Here is a 17,797-nt window from a genome sequence, read left to right on the forward strand (position 1 = left end):
CCCTTGGAATGGTTGGAAAATACTGTATAAACAAACAGTATGCTCAAGCCGCCTGTTCGCATCCATCCGCTGATCGTCCGCCCCTCGCCGTCTGCCGAGGCACATGAGGCACATGAGGCGGACGGCTGTGCGCCGGAGCCTCTGGGCCGCCTGCCGCATCCCGAGGCGCTCAAGGGCCGGGGCAGCGCCTGGCAGCTGGCACATCGCTTCGAGCATCGCGAACGTGAGCATTTCGACGATGGCTGGGGCTCGCTGGATCAGGCCGCCCAGCAAGAGACCCTGCCGCCCGAGACCCAGATCATCGAGGAAGAGGCGCGCAGCATCCTTTCCAGCAACCAGTCGCCCGACATCAGCTTTGACCGCTCCATCAATCCCTACCGGGGCTGCGAGCACGGCTGCATCTACTGCTTTGCCCGCCCCACCCACAGCTATCTGAACCTCTCGCCGGGCCTGGACTTCGAGACCCGCATCATCGCCAAGATGAACGCCGCCGACCGCCTGCGCGCCGAGCTGGCACGGCCCGGCTACCAGCCCCGTTCCCTGGTGATCGGCACGGCCACCGATGCCTACCAGCCGGTGGAGCGCCGCTTGGGCCTGACGCGCGCCGTGATCGAGGTGCTGGCCGAGTGCCGGCATCCCTTCTCGGTGGTCACCAAGTCGGCCGGCATCGAGCGCGATCTGGACCTGATCGCGCCCATGGCGGCGCAAGGCCTGGTTTCGGTCTATCTCTCCATCACCACGCTGGACCCGCAGCTGGCCCGTCTTCTGGAGCCGCGGGCCGCGGCGCCGCACCGACGCCTGCGTGCCCTGCGCAGTCTGGCCGAGGCGGGCGTGCCCGTGGGCGTGAGCGTCTCGCCCCTGATTCCCTTTCTGAACGAGCCGGAGCTGGAACGGGTGCTGGAGGCCGCGGCCGAGGCGGGCGCGCGCAGCGCCTTCAGCATCCCCCTGCGCCTGCCCTGGGAGGTGAACCCGCTGTTCCAGGACTGGCTGCAGCAGCACTACCCCGAGCGGGCGGCGCGGGTGATGGCGCGGCTGCGCGAGATGCGCGGCGGCCGCGACAACGACGCCCGCTTCGGCAGCCGCATGAGGGGCGAGGGCCTGTGGGCCGAGCTGATGCAACAGCGCTTGCGCAAGGCTTGCGCCCGCCTGGGTCTGTCGCAGCAGCGGCGTGTGCAGCAGCTGGGCCTGTTCCGGCCGCCGGCGCGACCGTTGGCGGCAGCCAAGCCGGCGCCGCCCGCGGCCCAGGGCGAGCTGTTCTAGACCTGGGCCGCTCAGCTCAAGCGCGGCAGGGCTGGAGCAGGTCCCAGTCGGGGCGGTAGAGCTTGCTGCTTACGCGGCTGTAGCCCATCACGGTGTGTGAGAGCACATCGTGCGAGACCGGCAGGTCCAACCGGGCCTTCAGGCAATCTGCTCTCAGGCCCTGGGCGCGCTGGGTGCTGTCGGGCATCCAGAGAATCAGCGGGACATGGGTCTGCTCGCGTGGTGCCACGGCATAGGGCATGCCATGCAGATAGAGATTGTTCTCGCCCAGTGACTCGCCGTGGTCCGAGACATAGAGCAGGGCGGGTTGGTATTGCTTCTCCTGGGTGCGCAGCCAGCCGATGGCACCGGCCAGCACGCGGTCGGTGTAGGCGATGGAGTTGTCGTAGCTGTTGCGCAGCGCCTCCCGCTCGCATTGCTGCAGGGCGCTGTTTTCGCACTCGGGCAGGAAGGGCTTGGCGTTCTTGGGCGAGCGCTTGTAGTAGGCCGGGCCGTGGCTGCCCATCTGGTGCAGCACCAGGACCACGCCGCGTGCGCGCCGTGCGGGGTCCAGGGCGGCCAGGCGCTCGTCCAGACCGGCCAGCAGGGCCTCGTCCAGGCATTCGCCGTCGCTGCCGCACAGCCCGGCGGGCAGCCTGGGGTTATCACCGGCCTGAGCATGGGGGATGCGCTCGCACAGGCCCTTGCAGCCGGACTGGTTGTCCAGCCAGAGCACGGCCAGGCCGGCTCGCTGCAGCATGTCCAGCAGGTTTTCCTGAGGCTGCTTGCCGCTTTCCAGATGGGCCTCGCGCCCCAGCGGGGAGAACATGCAGGGCAGGGAGGCTGCGGTGCTGCTGCCGCAGGCGCTGACCTGCCTGAAACTCAGCACCGCCTCCTGGGCCAGGCGCGGCGTGGTTTCGCGCTCATAGCCATTGACCGAGAAATTGGCCGCCCTGGCGGTTTCGCCCACCACCAGCAAGAGCAGGCGCGGCCTGTCCGATCCCGGCGCCGGAGCCTGCGCATCCTCACCCAGGGGACGCAAGACCGCCAGGGACGCCGCCGCGCTGCTGCCATGCAGGCCCTGGACCATGGCGTACACCGCATTCAGCGGATTGATCATGTAGCGCAAGCTCTTGTGGTTGCGCATGGTGGAGGCGAAGTCGGCAAAGCTGCCCAGCGTGGCGCCCAGCGCCAGCACCAGACCCAGCCCGAAGCTCAGGAGGTTCCAGCCGCCCCGGCGCCACCAGCGCTCGGCCTGATGGAGGGGCTGGCGCAGCAGATAGAGCAGGGGCAGCAGGCCCAGCCCGAGCAGGCTGAACAGCAGGCCCGGCGTCAGCAGGTCACGCACCTCACGGGCATCGGTCTGCAGCACATTGCGCAGCATCTCGGCGTCCATCACGATGCCGTAGCTGCCGCTGAAGTAGGCCAGGGCTGCTGCCGTGGGCATGAGCAGCAGCAAAGCGGGCTTGAGCAGGCGCCGCCAGGCCAGCAGGCTGAGCAAAGCTCCCAAGGAACTGACCACGATGACCATGAAGGCCAGCAGGAACAGCCGCCCTCGCGCCGTGGCCAGTTCGGGCAGGGCGTAGAGCCGCTGCCACAGGGGCCAGTTGCACAGCAGACCCATCCATAGGGCCGCCCACCAGGCAAGCAGCAGGGGCGAGCGCGTGATGGGCTGGGTGATGCGAGAGGGGGGCTGGGCAGGCATGAGGGATCAGAAGCAACAAAGGCCAGGGATTCTTGATCCCCGGCCTTTGTGTTTTCTTAAGCCATGGCGAGGCGCGGCTCGCCTGCTTGCCCCGCCGCCTTACTTGAACAGGTCCTTGACCCGGTCGGTCCAGCTCTTGGCATTGGGCGAGTGCTTGTCGCCACCGTCCCGGAAGCTCTTGTCCAGCTCCTTAAGCAGCTTGCGCTGGTGCTCGGTGAGCTTGACCGGCGTCTCCACGCTGATGTGGCAGTACAGGTCACCGGGGTAGCTGGAACGCACGCCCTTGATGCCCTTGCCACGCAGGCGGAAGGTCTTGCCGTGCTGGGTGCCCTCGGGCAGCTCGATCTCGGCCTTGCCGCCCAGGGTGGGCACCTCGATCGTGCCGCCCAGGGCGGCCGTGGTCATGCCCACCGGCATGGTGCAGTGCAGATCGTCGCCATCGCGCTCGAAGATCTCGTGCTGCTTGAGGCGGATCTCGATGTAGAGGTCGCCCGGCGGGCCGCCATTGACACCCGGCTCACCATTGCCGGCCGAGCGGATGCGCATGCCCTCGTTGATGCCGGCGGGGATCTTGACCTCCAGGGTCTTGGTCTTCTTCACCTTGCCCTGGCCGTTGCAGGCGGTGCAGGGGTCGGGAATGATCTTGCCGCTGCCATGGCAGTGCGGGCAGGTCTGCTGCACGGAGAAGAAGCCCTGGCGCATATGCACCGTGCCCGAGCCGCCGCAGGAGCCGCAGGTCTTGGCGCTGGTGCCCGGCTTGGCGCCGCTGCCCTTGCAGGTGTCGCAGCCCTCCCAGCTGGGAATGCGGATCTGGGTTTCCTTGCCGCGCGCGGCCTCTTCCAGCGTGATCTCCATCGCGTAGCTGAGGTCGCTGCCGCGGTAGACCTGCTGGCCGCCGCCGCGCCGGCCGCCGCCGCCCTGGCCACCGAAGATGTCGCCAAAGATGTCGCCAAAGGCCTCGGCGAAGCCGCCAAAGCCCTCGGGACCGCCGCGGAAGCCGCCGCCACCACCCATATTCGGGTCCACGCCGGCATGGCCGTACTGATCGTAGGCCGCGCGCTTTTGCGCGTCGGTGAGCATCTCGTAGGCCTCTTTGGCCTCCTTGAACTTCTCTTCAGCCGCCTGCGCCCCCTCGCCCTGGTTGCGGTCGGGGTGGTACTTCATGGCCAGCTTGCGGTAGGCCTTCTTGATCTCGTCCTCGGAGGCCGTCTTGGCGACGCCGAGAACCTCGTAGTAGTCACGCTTTGCCATGGATATTCCTGGACAGAAGAAGCAATGAAGCCGCGCGGCCTGGTGGGGGCTCGGCGCGGCTCGGGGCGGTGAGCCCGGGAAGGATTACTTGCTGTCCTTCACTTCCTTGAATTCGGCGTCCACCACATTGTCGTCGGCCGGCTTGGCGCTGCCGGCGGCAGCCTGGGGCTGCTCGGCGGCACCCGCACCGGCGGCGGCACCGGCCGCAGCCTGGGCAGCCTGGCTCTCGGCGTACATCTTCTCGCCGAGCTTCTGGCTGGCGGTCATCAGGGCTTCGGTCTTGGCCTCGATCGTGGCCTTGTCCTCACCCTTGATGGCCTCTTCCAGGTCCTTGATCGCGGCTTCGATCTTGTCCTTCTCGCCAGCGTCCAGCTTGTCGCCGTGCTCGCTCAGGGACTTGCGCACCGAGTGCACCATGCCATCGGCCTGGTTCTTGGCCTGCACCAGCTCGACCTTCTTCTTGTCCTCGGCGGCGTTGGCTTCGGCGTCCTTCACCATCTTCTCGATCTCGGCCTCGGACAGGCCCGAGTTCGCCTTGATGGTGATCTTGTTTTCCTTGCCCGTGCCCTTGTCCTTGGCGCTGACATGCAGGATGCCGTTGGCGTCGATGTCGAAGGTCACCTCGATCTGGGGCAGGCCGCGCGGTGCCGGCGGGATGCCTTCCAGATTGAACTCGCCCAGGCTCTTGTTGGCCTGCGCCATCTCGCGCTCACCCTGGTAGACCTTGATGGTCACGGCCGGCTGGTTGTCGTCGGCGGTGGAGAAGGTCTGGCTGAACTTGGTCGGGATGGTCGTGTTCTTCTTGATCATCTTCGTCATCACGCCGCCCAGGGTCTCGATGCCCAGGGACAGCGGGGTGACGTCCAGCAGCAGCACGTCCTTGCGCTCGCCGCCCAGGACCTGGCCCTGGATAGCGGCGCCGACGGCCACGGCCTCGTCGGGGTTCACGTCCTTGCGCGGATCCTTGCCGAAGAACTCCTTGACCTTGTCCTGCACCTTGGGCATGCGGGTCATGCCGCCGACCAGGATCACGTCATCGATCTCGCTGACCTTGACACCGGCGTCCTTGATGGCGGTGCGGCAGGGCTCGATGGTGCGCTCGATCAGCTCCTCCACCAGCGACTCCAGCTTGGCTCGGGTCAGCTTGATGTTCAGGTGCTTGGGCCCCGAGGCGTCGGCCGTGATGTAGGGCAGGTTGACGTCGGTCTGCGAGCTGTTGGACAGCTCGATCTTGGCCTTCTCGGCGGCTTCCTTCAGACGCTGCAGGGCCAGCACGTCCTTGGTCAGATCAACGCCTTGTTCCTTCTTGAACTCGGCAATGATGTAGTCAATGATGCGCTGGTCGAAGTCTTCGCCGCCCAGGAAGGTGTCGCCGTTGGTGGACAGCACCTCGAACTGCATCTCGCCATCGACATCGGCGATCTCGATGATGGAGATGTCGAAGGTGCCGCCGCCCAGGTCATACACGGCGATCTTGCGGTCGCCCTTGCCATGCTTGTCCAGGCCGAAGGCCAGGGCCGCGGCGGTGGGCTCGTTGATGATGCGCTTGACGTCCAGACCGGCGATGCGGCCGGCGTCCTTGGTGGCCTGACGCTGGGCGTCGTTGAAGTAGGCCGGCACCGTGATCACGGCTTCGGTCACTTCCTCGCCGAGGTAGTCCTCGGCGGTCTTCTTCATCTTGCGCAGCACCTCGGCGCTGACCTGCGGGGGCGCCAGCTTCTTGCCGCGCACCTCGATCCAGGCGTCACCGTTGTCGGCGGCGGCGATGGTGTAGGGCATCAGGTCGATGTCCTTCTGCACTTCCTTCTCGGAGAACTTGCGGCCGATCAGGCGCTTGGAGGCGTAGACCGTGTTCTTGGGGTTGGTGACGGCCTGGCGCTTGGCCGAGGCGCCCACCAGGATCTCGCCGTCTTCCTGATACGCAATGATGGACGGCGTGGTGCGTGCACCTTCCGCGTTCTCGATGACGCGGGTGGTGTTGCCTTCCATCACGGCCACGCACGAGTTCGTGGTGCCCAGGTCAATACCGATGATCTTTCCCATGTGTGACTCCTGAAATTCCGAAGCTTGTTGCTTGTTTTCGATGTGTGGATAAGTCGCCGCGTTTCAAGGGGCGGCGAGCTGTGAATTACTTGGGCGCGGCGACCGTCACCAGGGCGGGGCGCAGCACGCGCTCGGCGATCAGATAGCCTTTTTGCAGCACCGCGACCACGGTGTTGGCTTCTTGGTCGGCGGGCACCATGGAGATGGCCTGGTGCTGGTGCGGGTCGAACTTGGTGCCGGCGGCCGGATTGATCTGGACCACCTTGTTGCGCTCCAGGGCGGCGGCCAGCTGGCGGTGGGTGGCGTGCACGCCTTCCAGCACGGTCTCTACCTTGGCGTCCGGCGTGGCGATGGCGGCTTCCATGCTGTCCATCACCGGCAGCATGGCCTCGGCAAAGCCCTCCACGGCGAACTTGCGGGCCTTGGCCACGTCCTCGTCGGCGCGACGGCGGATGTTCTCGGACTCCGCCTTGGCGCGCAGATAGGCATCGGACATCTCGGCCAGACGCGACTCCAGTTCGGCGATCTTGGCCTCGGGAGCCAGGGTTTCGGCCGGCGACGCCTCGGCCGCGGCGGCTTCTTGCGGGGTGGGGGTGTGGTCTGTTGTCATGATGCTTAGAAAGGCAATCGCGCCCAGATGGGCGCGATATCCTGGAATTCAAGAGGGGGATTTTCGCCGCTTTCTGCGGAAAAACCCCAAGCCCTTGACGGGCAGGGCTGGGCACGGCTCAGGCTTCATCCGCGCTGACGGTCCAGCGCTGCCACTCGGCCAGCCGCCTGCGGTCCTGCTTGGTCGGGCGGCCCTGGCGGTTCTCGGCAATGCCCAGGGCCGGCTCGGGCGCCAGGCGGCGGGCCTCGGCCGCACGCTCGCGCGCGGCCAGGCTCTCGGCCGTCTCCTGGTAGAGGGTCTGGGCGACGGGCGCCGGGCCGCGCACCTGGGACAGGCCCAGCACCAGCACCTCGCGCTCCACCACGCCCTGACGCAGGCGCAGCCGGTCGCCGGCGCGCACATCGCGTGAGGGCTTGGCCGCCTGCTCGTTCACCAGCACCCGGCCGCGGCCAATTTCCTCCACCGCCAGGGCCCGGGTCTTGTAGAAGCGCGCGGCCCAGAGCCATTTGTCCAGGCGCATGCCGCCGGTGCTCTTGTCCTGGGCCGTCGCCGTCTTGGGGGGCTGCTGCTTGCTGCTCATCGGGGGCGAATTCTAGGCCGCGTGGCGCGCCAGGGGCAGGCGCACCCGCGCGTCCAGCCCCGGGCCCTCGCCATGGTTGTCCAGCTCGATGCTGCCCCCCAGGGACGCCACGATGCCGTGGCAGATGGCCAGGCCCAGGCCCGAGCCACCGCCCGGCTGGCCCGCGGCAAAGGGCAGGAAGAGGCGATCGCGCTGTTCGGGCGTGAGCCCGGGGCCGGAGTCGCGCACGGTGAGCACAGCCATCTGGGTGTCGGCCCGCAGCCAGATGCGCAGGCGCTGGTCGGTGTGCTGGATGGCGTTGTGGATGAGGTTGCGGGTCAGCTCGCGCAGAGCCCATTCGTGGCTGCGTATGGGCGCACTCTGGGTCTCGATGTCGAAGTCCAGTTGGGCCTCGGCGATCAGGGGGGCCAGATCCAGGGCCACGGCGCGGGTGATCTCGGCCCAGTCCTGCACGGGCAGGACCTGCGCCGCACTGACATCGGCCTGCTGGCGCAGCTGTTCCACCTTGGCCAGGGCCAGCATCTGGTTGGCCACCTGGGTGGCGCGGGACACCGTCACCTCAATTTCGGCCAGGGCCTGCATAGGGTCCACATCGCCCTGGCGGGCGCCCTGCACCTGGACCTTGAGAACCGCCAGCGGCGTCTTGAGCTGGTGCGAGGCATCGCGCACAAAGCGCTTCTGATGCTCGAGCAGCTCGGACAACCGGCCCACCATCTGATTGGTCGCCTCGACCAGGGGCTGCCATTCCCTGGGGGCGTCCGGCGCCACCACGGGCGACAGATCGCCCTCGGCGCGCTCGCGCAGCTGGGCCGAGAGCCGCCGCACCGGCCCGGTGGCGCGCTGCACCACCACCACCACCACGATCACGATCACGATCACCAGGCCGACCTGGCGCCACAGCGTTTCGACCAGGATCTGGCGTGCCAGGGTGTGGCGCAGCTCCAGGGTCTCGGCCACCTGGATGGTGGCCATGCCCTGGCCGGCCTCGTCGGCCACGGGTTGCAGCAGTACGGCCATGCGCACGGGCTCGCCCTTGTACACCTCGTCGTAGAAGGTCACCAGGGCCGCATAGGGATTCTTGACCGGCAGCTGGCCCTGCCAGCCGGGCAGGTCGGCGAAACCCGACACCATCTCGCCCTCGAAGCCGCTGACCTTGTAGAAGATGCGGCTGCGGTTGTCGGCCTCGAAGGGCTCCAGGGCCGAGTACAGCACCGTGGAGTACAGGACCGCACGACCGCCTTCATTGCGAACATCGAGCTGCTCGCCGATGGACTTGGCCGAGGCCAGCAGGGTGCGGTCGTAGGCGGTGTCTGCAGCTTTGAGGGCCTGCTGGTAAAGACTCCAGGTGTTGAAGGCGATCAGCAAGGTCACGGGCAGCAGGATGCCCAGGGTCAGCTGCCAGCGCAGCGAGCCGGAGCGCCGCTTCACCCCTGGGCCTTCAGCAGATAGCCCAGGCCGCGCAGCGTCACCAGCTGGGCTCCGGTGTGGGCGATGCGCTTGCGCAGGCGGTAGGCCACCACCTCGATGGCCTCCAACTGCACGTCCAGCTCGCCGGCAAAGACGAGCTCGAACAGGCGCTCCTTGGCGATGGCATGGCCGGGGCGGGCCAGCAGGGCGCGCAGCAGGGCGGCTTCGCGCGGCGTCAACTCCAGCACCTCGTCTTCGTGGTAGACCGCGCCGCTGTCGGGGTCGTGGCGCATGCCGCAGAAGCTCGGTGCGGGCGTTGCGGGCGCCGCGGAAGGGGGCTTGGTTCCGGCGCGCCGGCCCAGGGCCTGGATGCGCGCAAACAGCTCGTCCAAATCGAAGGGCTTCGGCAGATAGTCGTCGGCACCCACATTCAGGCCCAGGATGCGGTCGCCCACGGTACCCCGTGCCGTCAGGATCAGCACCGGCGTGCGCAGGCCGGCGGCGCGGCCGCGCGCCAGCACATCCAGGCCATCCATGCCGGGCAGGGAGAGGTCCAGCAGCACCACGTCCGCCTGACTCTTGGGCCACAGGTCCAGGGCGGCCGGCCCGTCGGCCACGGCCTGCACCCGCAGGCCGCGACGCTCCAGGCTGCGCGTGAGGCTCAGCCGCATTGCGGGGTCGTCTTCCACCAGAAGCAGATTCATGGGGCGGGAGCCTAGCATTTTCCCTAGGCCCGCCGGACAGCCGACTGACAGCCTGCTGCGCGAGGATGCCGGCTGTTCCCATTACTACAACGGAGACATCTGCCATGCGTCGTGACGAATTCCTGAAATCCCTGGCCGCCTTGGCCGCGGTTGGTGCTCTGCCCCTGAGCGCCCAGGCTGCGGCCAATCTGAAGATGATGATTCCGGCCAACCCCGGCGGTGGCTGGGACACCACGGGCCGTGCCCTGGGCAAGGCCCTGCAGGACGCCGGTCTGGCCGCCTCCGTCACCTACGAAAACAAGGGCGGTGCGGCCGGCGCCATCGGCCTGGCCCAATTCGTCAACGCCAGCAAGGGCGACCCGAATGCCCTGATGGTGATGGGCGCCGTGATGCTGGGCGGCATCATCACCGGCAAGCCGCCGGTGGACCTGAAGACCGCCACCCCGATTGCGCGCCTGACCAGCGAATACAACGTCTTCGTGCTGCCGGCCAGTTCGCCGCTCAAGACCATGAAGGACGTGATCGAGCAGATGAAGAAGGACCCGGCCAGCGTCAAGTGGGGCGGCGGCTCGCGCGGCTCCACCGAGCACATTGCCGCGGCCATGCTGGCGCGCGAAGCGGGCCTGGATGCGTCCAAGATCAACTACGTGCCCTTCCGCGGGGGTGGCGAGGCGACCGCGGCCATTCTGGGCGGCAATGTGACCGTGGGCGGCAGCGGCTACAGCGAGTTCCAGCAGTACATCGAGAGCGGCAAGATGCGTCCCATCGCCGTGACCTCGCCCACGCGTCTGAAGGGCCTGAACATCCCCACGCTCAAGGAGCTGGGCTACAACGTGGAGATCGGCAACTGGCGCGGTGTCTACGCCGCCCCCGGCATTGCCCCGGAGGCCCAGAAGGCCCTGGTGGACATGATCACCGCCGTGTTCCGCAACAAGAGCTGGGTGGATGCGCTGGAGAAGAACGGCTGGACCCCGGCCCTGCTGACGGGCAAGGCCTTCCACGACTTCGTGGATCAGGAATTTGCCATGCTGCGTGCCGTGATGGTCAAGGCCGGCATGATCTGAGCGTCATCGGGTGGGGGCTCGCTCCGCCGCCCGACTTGTGCCTGAGACCCCGAGGCCCGCCCGCGTGGCGGGCCTCTGAGTTTGGGCAGCTTCCTCACACAGATACACATCGAATCCGGAGACGCCCATGAGCGAGTCCTCCCGTCCTGCCCCGCAGCTCTACCAAGGCCTGGTGGGCGCGGGCACCCTGCTGATCGGCTTTGTGATGGCACTGGGTGCCATGGCCATTCCTGCGGAAGTGGGCTATGCGGGCGTGGGTCCCAATGCCTTGCCCTGGCTGGTGGCGGCGGCCCTGATGGCCTGCGGCATCTGGCTGGTGCGCGAGGCCCTGTCCGGCGGTTTCCGGAACATGGAAACGCCGTCTGGCGCCGAGGGCGCCGACTGGCGCTCTGCCGCCTGGGTGGTGGCCGGTGTGGTGGCCAATGCGGCCCTGATCACGCAGATTGGCTTCGTGCTGTCCTGCACGCTGTGCTACGTGCTGGCGGTGCGCGGGCTGCGCCTGTCCGAGGGGCGTGCGGGTGGCGGTGCGCGTCAGCTGGCGCTGGACGCGGCCACCGGCACCTTGATCGCGGCGCCGGTCTTCTGGCTGTTCAGCAAGCTGCTGGCCATCAATCTGCCCGCTCTGGTACCGGGGGGCTGGATCTGATTCCGGCCCGATTCGACCCAGCCTTGCCCCCAGCCCGCCGCGATCGCGGCACGGAGCCCTCTCATGACTGAACTCTGGACACAGCTGCTCGGCGGATTCGCCACCGCCGGCACGCCCATCAACCTGCTTTGGGCCTTTGTCGGCTGCGCGCTGGGCACGGCCATCGGCGTGCTGCCGGGCCTGGGCCCGGCCGTGACGGTGGCCATGTTGCTGCCCATCACCTCCCAGGTGGAGCCCACGGCCTCCATGATCTTTTTCGCCGGCATCTACTACGGCGCGATGTATGGGGGCTCCACCACCTCCATCCTGCTCAACACCCCCGGTGAGACCGGCACCATGGTGACGGCGCTGGAGGGCTTCAAGATGGCCAAGAGCGGCCGTGCCGGCGCAGCCCTGGCCACGGCCGCCATCGGCTCCTTTGTCGCGGGCTCCATCGCCACCGTGCTGGTGACCCTGTTTGCGCCCGTGCTGGCCGACTTTGCCGTGACCCTGGGCCCGCCGGAGTATTTCTGCCTGATGCTGCTGGCCTTCACCACGGTCAGCGCCGTGCTGGGGCAGAGCACGCTGCGCGGCATGACCTCGCTCTTCGTGGGCCTGGCCATGGGCCTAGTGGGCATGGACCAGATCACGGCCACGGTGCGCTATACCGCCGGCATCCCGGAGTTCATGGATGGCATCGAGGTGGTGCTGGTGGCCGTGGGTCTGTTCGCGGTGGGCGAGGTGCTTTACAACGCGCTGTACGAGGGGCGCAGCCGGCAGGATCTCAACAAGATGTCGCGGGTGCACATGAACCGCGTCGAGTGGCGCCGCTCGGTGCCAGCCTGGCTGCGTGGCACGGTCATCGGTTTTCCCTTCGGCACCATTCCCGCCGGCGGCTCGGAGATCCCGACCTTTCTGAGCTATGCCACGGAGCGCAAGCTCTCCAAGCACAAGGAGGAGTTCGGCACCACCGGCGCCATCGAGGGCGTGGCCGGCCCCGAGGCCGCCAACAACTCCGCGGTCACCGCGACCCTTGTGCCCCTGCTGACCCTGGGCATTCCCACCTCGGTCACGGCCGCCATCCTGCTCTCGGCCCTGCAGAACTACGGCATCCAGGCCGGTCCCCAGCTGTTCCAGACCTCGTCGACCCTGGTCTGGGCCCTGATTGCCTCGCTCTATATCGGCAATGTGATGCTGCTGGTGCTGAACCTGCCTCTGGTGGGCCTGTGGGTCAAGCTGCTCAAGATCCCCAAGGCGCCGCTGTATGCGGGCATCCTGATCTTCGCCACCGTCGGCGTGTACGGCATGCGTCAAAGCGCCTTCGATCTCTACCTGATGCTGGCCATCGGTCTGCTGGGGGTGGTGATGCGGCGCTTCGACTTCCCCACCGCGCCCGTGGTGGTGGGCATGATCCTGGGCCCCCTGGCCGAGGCCCATATGCGCAATGCGGTGGCCATCGGCGGCGGTCAGTGGAGCGTGTTCTGGGAGCGTCCCATCTCCCTGGGCTTGCTCGTGGTGGTGGCCCTGATTCTGGTGCTGCCCCGCGTGCTGAAGTGGCGCCGCCGGGCCTGAGCACCGGAGCAGACCGCCCTCTCCCACAAGGCCGCCCTCGGGCGGCCTTGTTGCTTTGGCGGCGGGCGGCCCGCTTGGGGGTCGGGTCTTGATGCAGATTTGCACCACGAAGGCGCGCGCCTGAGGCATGCTAGGGGCTGGTTCACCGAGCCCAGGAGCGCGCGATGCCCATCACGAGTGCCAGCCCCGCAGTGTCCGAATCCTTGGAACCCATTCTGGCCTTGCTGCGATCCCGCTTGCCCAGCGAGCAGCACGAGACCATGAGTGCGTTTGTGGCGCGCTACTTTGCCCAGGTCGATCCCGACGATCTGGCGGCGCGCCAAGCCAGCGATCTCTATGGCGCGGCTCTGGCGCACTGGCAGTTTGCGCGCCGGCGCGAGCCCGGTCAGATCAAGCTGCGGGTCTTCAATCCCAGCCTGGCCGAACATGGCTGGCAGACCACGCATACCGTGATCGAGATCGTCAACGACGATATGCCGTTTCTGGTCGACTCGGTCTCCATGGAGGTCAACCGTCACGGCCTGACCCTGCACCTGCTGGTTCATCCCTTGGTGGGTGTGCGGCGCGGCCCCGATGGCACGCTGGACTCGCTGGACGAGGCCGATGGCCGGCGCGAGTCTTTCATCCATGTGGAGGTCGATCGCGTGCCCGAGCCCGCTCAGCAGGAAGCCCTGGCGGCCGATCTGCTGCGGGTGCTGGGCGATGTGCGTTCGGCGGTGGGCGACTGGCAGGCCATGCAGCAGCGCATGCTGGCGCTCACCCAGCAGCTGCCGGCCGTGAAAGCCCCCGTGCCGCCGGCCGAACTGGAAGAGGCGTCAGCCTTTCTGCGCTGGCTCAGCGACAACCACTTCACCTTCCTGGGCTACCGCGCCCACCGCATCGTGCAGGAATCTGGCGAGGACCGCCTGGAGGTGGAGGCGGGCTCGGGCCTGGGGATTCTGCGCGACCCGCAGGCCTTGGATGCGGTGGCCAGTTTTGCCGCCATGACGCCGCAGCTGCGCGCCCAGGCGCGCCGTCCCCAACCGCTGGAGGTGACCAAGTCCACGGCCCGCAGCACGGTCCACCGGCCCGGCTATCTGGACTATGTGGCGATCAAGCAGTACGACGCCGACGGGCAGGTTTGCGGTGAGCACCGGTTTCTGGGCCTGTTCACCTCCACGGCTTACAACACCAGCCCGTCCGAGATCCCCTTGCTGCGCCATCGGGTGGCCGAGGTGGTACGCCGCGCGGGGCTGGCCTCCGGCAGCCACGCGGGCAAGGCCCTGATCAATATCCTCGACACCTATCCGCGCGACGAGCTGTTCCAGATCGAGGCTCCCGAACTGCTGCAAATCGCCATGGGCATCCTGCAGCTGGGCGAGCGGCAGCGCTTTCGCCTCTTCCTGCGGCAGGACCCCTTCGAGCGCTTTGTCTCCTGCCTGATCTACGCGCCGCGGGAGAACTACACGACCGAGCTGCGGCAGCGCTGGCAGGCCATCCTGATGCAGGTGCTGCAGGGCAGCGCGAGCGAGTTCAACGTCAGCCTCTCCGATTCGGTGCTGGCCCGCATCCACATCACGGTGCGCACCACGCCGGGCGGCATCCCGCCTTTCGATGTGCGAGAACTGGAGGCCCGGCTGATCGCCGCCGCCAGACGCTGGGTGGATGCGCTCAAGACGGCGCTGATCGACGCCGTGGGCGAGGCCCGCGGCATCGCCTTGCTGCGGCGCTTCAGCGAGGCCTTCCCGGCCGGTTACCGCGAGGAGTTCGAGGCCCGTGCCGCTGTACCCGATATCGAAGCCATGGCGGCCCTGGATCAGCAGCGGCCCTATGCGCTCTCGCTCTATCGCCCGCTGGAGGCGGCGCCGGGGCAGCTGCGCTTCAAGCTGATACGACGCGGCGAGCCGCTGGCGCTGTCGGACAGCCTGCCGATGCTGGAGTGCCTGGGCGTGCGTCTGCTGGACGAGCACCCCTATCGCATCACGCCGGCGGGTGAGCCGCCGCTGTGGATCCACGATTTCGGCTTGGTGCTGGCGGCGTCGCCCGACGAGGTGGATGTGGAAGCGCTCAAGCCCGTCTTCGAGGAGGCCGTGGCCGCCTTGCTGGATGGCGCGGTGGAGGTGGACAACTTCAATCGCCTGACCGTGGCGGCCCTGCTGCCGGCACGCGATATCGTGCTGCTGCGGGCTTATGCGCGCTATCTGCGCCAGATCGGCTTTGCCCTGTCCCAGCCTTTTGTGGAGGCGACCCTGGTCCAGCACGCCGGCATTGCCCGCCAGCTGGTGGCCCTGTTCAAGCTGCGTTTTGCACCCGGGGGGGGCGCCGCCGAGGATGCCCAGGCCCAGCAGCTCATCGAAGGCATCGAGCGTGCGCTGGATGAGGTGTCCAATCTCTCCGAAGATCGCGTGTTGCGGCAATACCTGGCCCTGATCCAGGCCACGCTGCGAACCAATTTCTTCCGCCGCGGCCCCGACGGCGCGCCGCGCGAATTCCTGTCCTTCAAGTTCGCCTGCGCCCGGGTGCCGGGTCTGCCGGCTCCCCGGCCCTGGGCCGAGATCTTTGTCTACGCCCCGCGGTTTGAGGGCGTGCATCTGCGCGGCGGCCCGGTGGCCCGCGGCGGCCTGCGCTGGAGCGACCGGCCCGAGGACTTCCGCACCGAGGTGCTGGGCCTGGTCAAGGCGCAGATGGTCAAGAACACGGTCATCGTGCCGGTGGGCAGCAAGGGCGGCTTTGTGCTCAAGCGGGCACCGTCGCCCGCGGACCGTGAGGCCTATCTGGCCGAGGGCGTGGCCTGCTACCAGAATTATCTGCGCGGCCTGCTGGATCTGACCGACAACCGCCAGGGCGATGTGATCGTGCCGCCGCCCCAGCTGCGCCGCCACGATGGCGACGACCCCTATCTGGTGGTGGCGGCCGACAAGGGCACGGCCAGCTTCAGCGACTATGCGAATGCCATCAGCGCCGAGTACGGCTTCTGGCTGGGTGACGCCTTTGCCAGCGGGGGCTCGCGCGGCTACGACCACAAGCTCATGGGCATCACCGCGCGCGGCGCCTGGGAGTCGGTCAAGCGGCACTTCCGCGAGATGGGCCATGACACGCAGACGCAGGACTTCAGCGTGGTCGGCATCGGCGATATGTCCGGTGATGTGTTTGGCAACGGCATGCTGCTGTCGCGCCATATCCGCCTGGTGGCGGCCTTTGATCACCGCCATATCTTCATCGACCCCAGTCCCGATGCCGAGCGCAGCTACCAGGAGCGCGAGCGCTTGTTCAAGCTGCCGCGCAGCAGCTGGGCCGATTACGACGGCAGCCTGATCTCCAGCGGCGGCGGCGTCTGGCCGCGCAGCGCCAAGTCCATCCCCATCTCGGCCGAGCTGCGCCTGCTGGCGGGTCTGGCGCCCGAGGTGGAGGCCCTGCCGCCCACCGAGCTGATCCACGCCCTGCTCAAGGCGCCGGTCGACCTGATCTACAACGGCGGCATCGGCACCTATATCAAGGCCAGCAGCGAGAGCCATGCCCAGGTTGGGGACCGGGCCAACGATGGCCTGCGGGTGGACGGCCGCGATCTGCGCTGCAAGGTCTTCGCCGAGGGGGGCAATCTGGGCAGCACCCAGCGCGGCCGCATCGAATACGCCATGCAAGGTGGGCGCATCAATACCGATGCCATCGACAACTCCGCCGGCGTGGACACCTCGGACCATGAGGTCAATATCAAGATCTTGCTGGGCCTGCCCCTGGGCGAGGGTGAGCTGACCGAGAAACAGCGCAACGCCTTGCTGCCGCTGATGACGGACGAGGTGGCGGCCCTGGTGCTGCGCGACAACGTCTTCCAGACCCAGATCCTTTCCCTGTGCCGGCGCATCGCGCCGCAGCTGCTGGATGCGCAGACCCGCTTCATGCAGTTTCTGGAGAAGGCCGCACGCTTGGACAGGCCCTTGGAGTATCTGCCGTCCGACCAGGAGCTGGCCGAGCGCCGCGCGGCCGGGCAGGGGCTGTGCAGCCCCGAACTGGCGGTGCTGCTGGCCTACAGCAAGATGTGGCTGTACGACGAGTTGCTGGCCTCGCCCCTGCCGGATGACCCTTGGGTGGCGACTGCCCTGACACGCTACTTCCCGCAAACGCTGGCAGAGCGCTTCAGCAGCTATATGCCCAGGCATCCGCTGCGCCGCGAGATCATCGCCACCCATGTGATCAACAGCATGCTCAACCGGGTGGGCCCCAGCTTCGTCTACCGGGTGTGCGAGTCCATTGGCGCGCGGCCTCACGAGGTGGTGCGGGCCTATCTGCTGGCACGTGAGGTCTTCGGGCTCGTCCAACTCTGGGTGGATATTGAAGCCCTGGAGGGCCAAATCGAGGATGAGGTGCAGGGCGCCATGCTGATCGAACTCAGTCATCATCTGGAGCGGGGCACCACCTGGTTCCTGCGCTCGGCCCGCCTGTCCGACGAGATGGGGCACACCATCGAACGCTTCCGTGCCTGTGTCGGTGACCTGGCCGGGCAGCTGCCCCAGCTGCTGGAGCAGCAGGAAGGCGCCGCCCTGGCCCAGGCCGCCGCGCGCTACGTCGAGCAAGGCGTGCCGCAGGCGCTGGCGGCGCGGGTGGTCAGCCTCAGTGCGCTGACGGCCACGCTGGACATCGCCGAGGTGGCCGACAGCGCGGGGCAGCCCGTGGCCCAGGTGGCGGCGCTCTACTTCGATCTGGGCGCGCGATTGGGCCTGCCCTTGGTGCGGGAGCATGTGCAGGCCTTGCCCGCCGCGCAGCATTGGCAGATGTTGGCCAAGGGGGCCATGCTCGACGAGCTCTCGGCCGTCCAGCGGGCCGTGACCGGACGTGTGCTCGGCAGCACTGCCGGCGCTGCGGCGGCCGGCGTGGAGGCCAGGCTGTCGGCCTGGCAGCAGTCTCAGGCGCGCGTGCTGGAGCGCTGCGCGCAGCTGCAGGCCGAGCTGCGCACGGCCCGCAGCATCGATCTGGCCATGCTCTCGGTGTTGCTGCGGGAAATGCGTGCCCTGGCCTGAGGC

Annotated in this window: 12 protein-coding genes; 5 read left to right on the forward strand and 7 right to left on the reverse strand. The window is 67.8% G+C overall.

Translation table 11 applies throughout. From position 1 onward, the window contains the following. Positions 1 to 39 precede the first annotated feature (39 nt). Complete coding sequence (locus DFR39_RS05475) at positions 40 to 1,260, forward strand: PA0069 family radical SAM protein (RefSeq protein ID WP_133602545.1); 1,221 nt, start codon at positions 40 to 42, stop codon at positions 1,258 to 1,260. A 16-nt stretch (positions 1,261 to 1,276) separates the two neighbouring features. Here DFR39_RS05475 and DFR39_RS05480 read toward each other — a convergent pair whose 3' ends face one another. The 7 genes from DFR39_RS05480 to DFR39_RS05510 form a co-directional block, all read right to left on the reverse strand. Further along, positions 1,277 to 2,944: a phosphoethanolamine transferase gene (locus DFR39_RS05480; protein WP_133602546.1), complete on the reverse strand. Its 1,668-nt coding sequence runs from the start codon at positions 2,942 to 2,944 to the stop codon at positions 1,277 to 1,279. A gap of 99 nt (positions 2,945 to 3,043) precedes the next feature. Continuing rightward, on the reverse strand, positions 3,044 to 4,195 hold the full coding sequence (dnaJ, locus tag DFR39_RS05485; RefSeq protein WP_133602547.1) for a molecular chaperone DnaJ: 1,152 nt from the start codon (positions 4,193 to 4,195) through the stop codon (positions 3,044 to 3,046). An 84-nt stretch (positions 4,196 to 4,279) separates the two neighbouring features. Next, the gene (dnaK, locus tag DFR39_RS05490; protein WP_133602548.1) at positions 4,280 to 6,238 is read right to left on the reverse strand and encodes a molecular chaperone DnaK; all 1,959 of its coding nucleotides are present in this window, start codon (positions 6,236 to 6,238) and stop codon (positions 4,280 to 4,282) included. Between the two features lie 85 nt (positions 6,239 to 6,323). Then, a complete protein-coding gene (gene grpE / locus DFR39_RS05495) occupies positions 6,324 to 6,848 on the reverse strand; it encodes a nucleotide exchange factor GrpE (RefSeq protein ID WP_133602549.1) in 525 nt (174 codons plus the stop codon). Between the two features lie 118 nt (positions 6,849 to 6,966). Beyond that, positions 6,967 to 7,428 (reverse strand): RNA-binding S4 domain-containing protein, encoded by a 462-nt coding sequence (locus DFR39_RS05500; RefSeq protein ID WP_246030703.1) that lies wholly within the window; start codon positions 7,426 to 7,428, stop codon positions 6,967 to 6,969. Positions 7,429 to 7,440: 12 nt separating this feature from the next. Then, positions 7,441 to 8,856 carry a sensor histidine kinase gene (locus tag DFR39_RS05505; protein WP_133602550.1) on the reverse strand — a complete coding sequence of 472 codons (1,416 nt, stop codon included), beginning with the start codon at positions 8,854 to 8,856 and terminating at the stop codon, positions 7,441 to 7,443. Beyond that, complete coding sequence (locus DFR39_RS05510) at positions 8,853 to 9,539, reverse strand: response regulator transcription factor (protein ID WP_133602551.1); 687 nt, start codon at positions 9,537 to 9,539, stop codon at positions 8,853 to 8,855. Before DFR39_RS05510 ends, DFR39_RS05505 begins: the two co-directional genes overlap by 4 nt. A 104-nt stretch (positions 9,540 to 9,643) precedes the next feature. Between DFR39_RS05510 and DFR39_RS05515 the strand changes: the two genes are divergently transcribed. The 4 genes from DFR39_RS05515 to DFR39_RS05530 all read left to right on the forward strand — a co-directional run bounded on the left by DFR39_RS05515 (position 9,644) and on the right by DFR39_RS05530 (position 17,794). Beyond that, positions 9,644 to 10,603, forward strand: a complete 960-nt coding sequence (locus tag DFR39_RS05515; protein ID WP_133602552.1) for a Bug family tripartite tricarboxylate transporter substrate binding protein — start codon at positions 9,644 to 9,646, stop codon at positions 10,601 to 10,603. A gap of 127 nt (positions 10,604 to 10,730) precedes the next feature. Further along, a complete protein-coding gene (locus DFR39_RS05520; protein WP_133602553.1) occupies positions 10,731 to 11,249 on the forward strand; it encodes a tripartite tricarboxylate transporter TctB family protein in 519 nt (172 codons plus the stop codon). 63 nt (positions 11,250 to 11,312) lie between these two features. Further along, the gene (locus DFR39_RS05525; protein WP_133602554.1) at positions 11,313 to 12,800 is read left to right on the forward strand and encodes a tripartite tricarboxylate transporter permease; all 1,488 of its coding nucleotides are present in this window, start codon (positions 11,313 to 11,315) and stop codon (positions 12,798 to 12,800) included. Positions 12,801 to 12,964: 164 nt separating this feature from the next. Further along, the gene (locus tag DFR39_RS05530) at positions 12,965 to 17,794 is read left to right on the forward strand and encodes an NAD-glutamate dehydrogenase (protein ID WP_133602555.1); all 4,830 of its coding nucleotides are present in this window, start codon (positions 12,965 to 12,967) and stop codon (positions 17,792 to 17,794) included. Positions 17,795 to 17,797 lie beyond the last annotated feature (3 nt).

The sequence above is a fragment of the Roseateles asaccharophilus genome, assembly GCF_004362405.1.
Lineage (GTDB): Bacteria > Pseudomonadota > Gammaproteobacteria > Burkholderiales > Burkholderiaceae_C > Kinneretia > Kinneretia asaccharophila.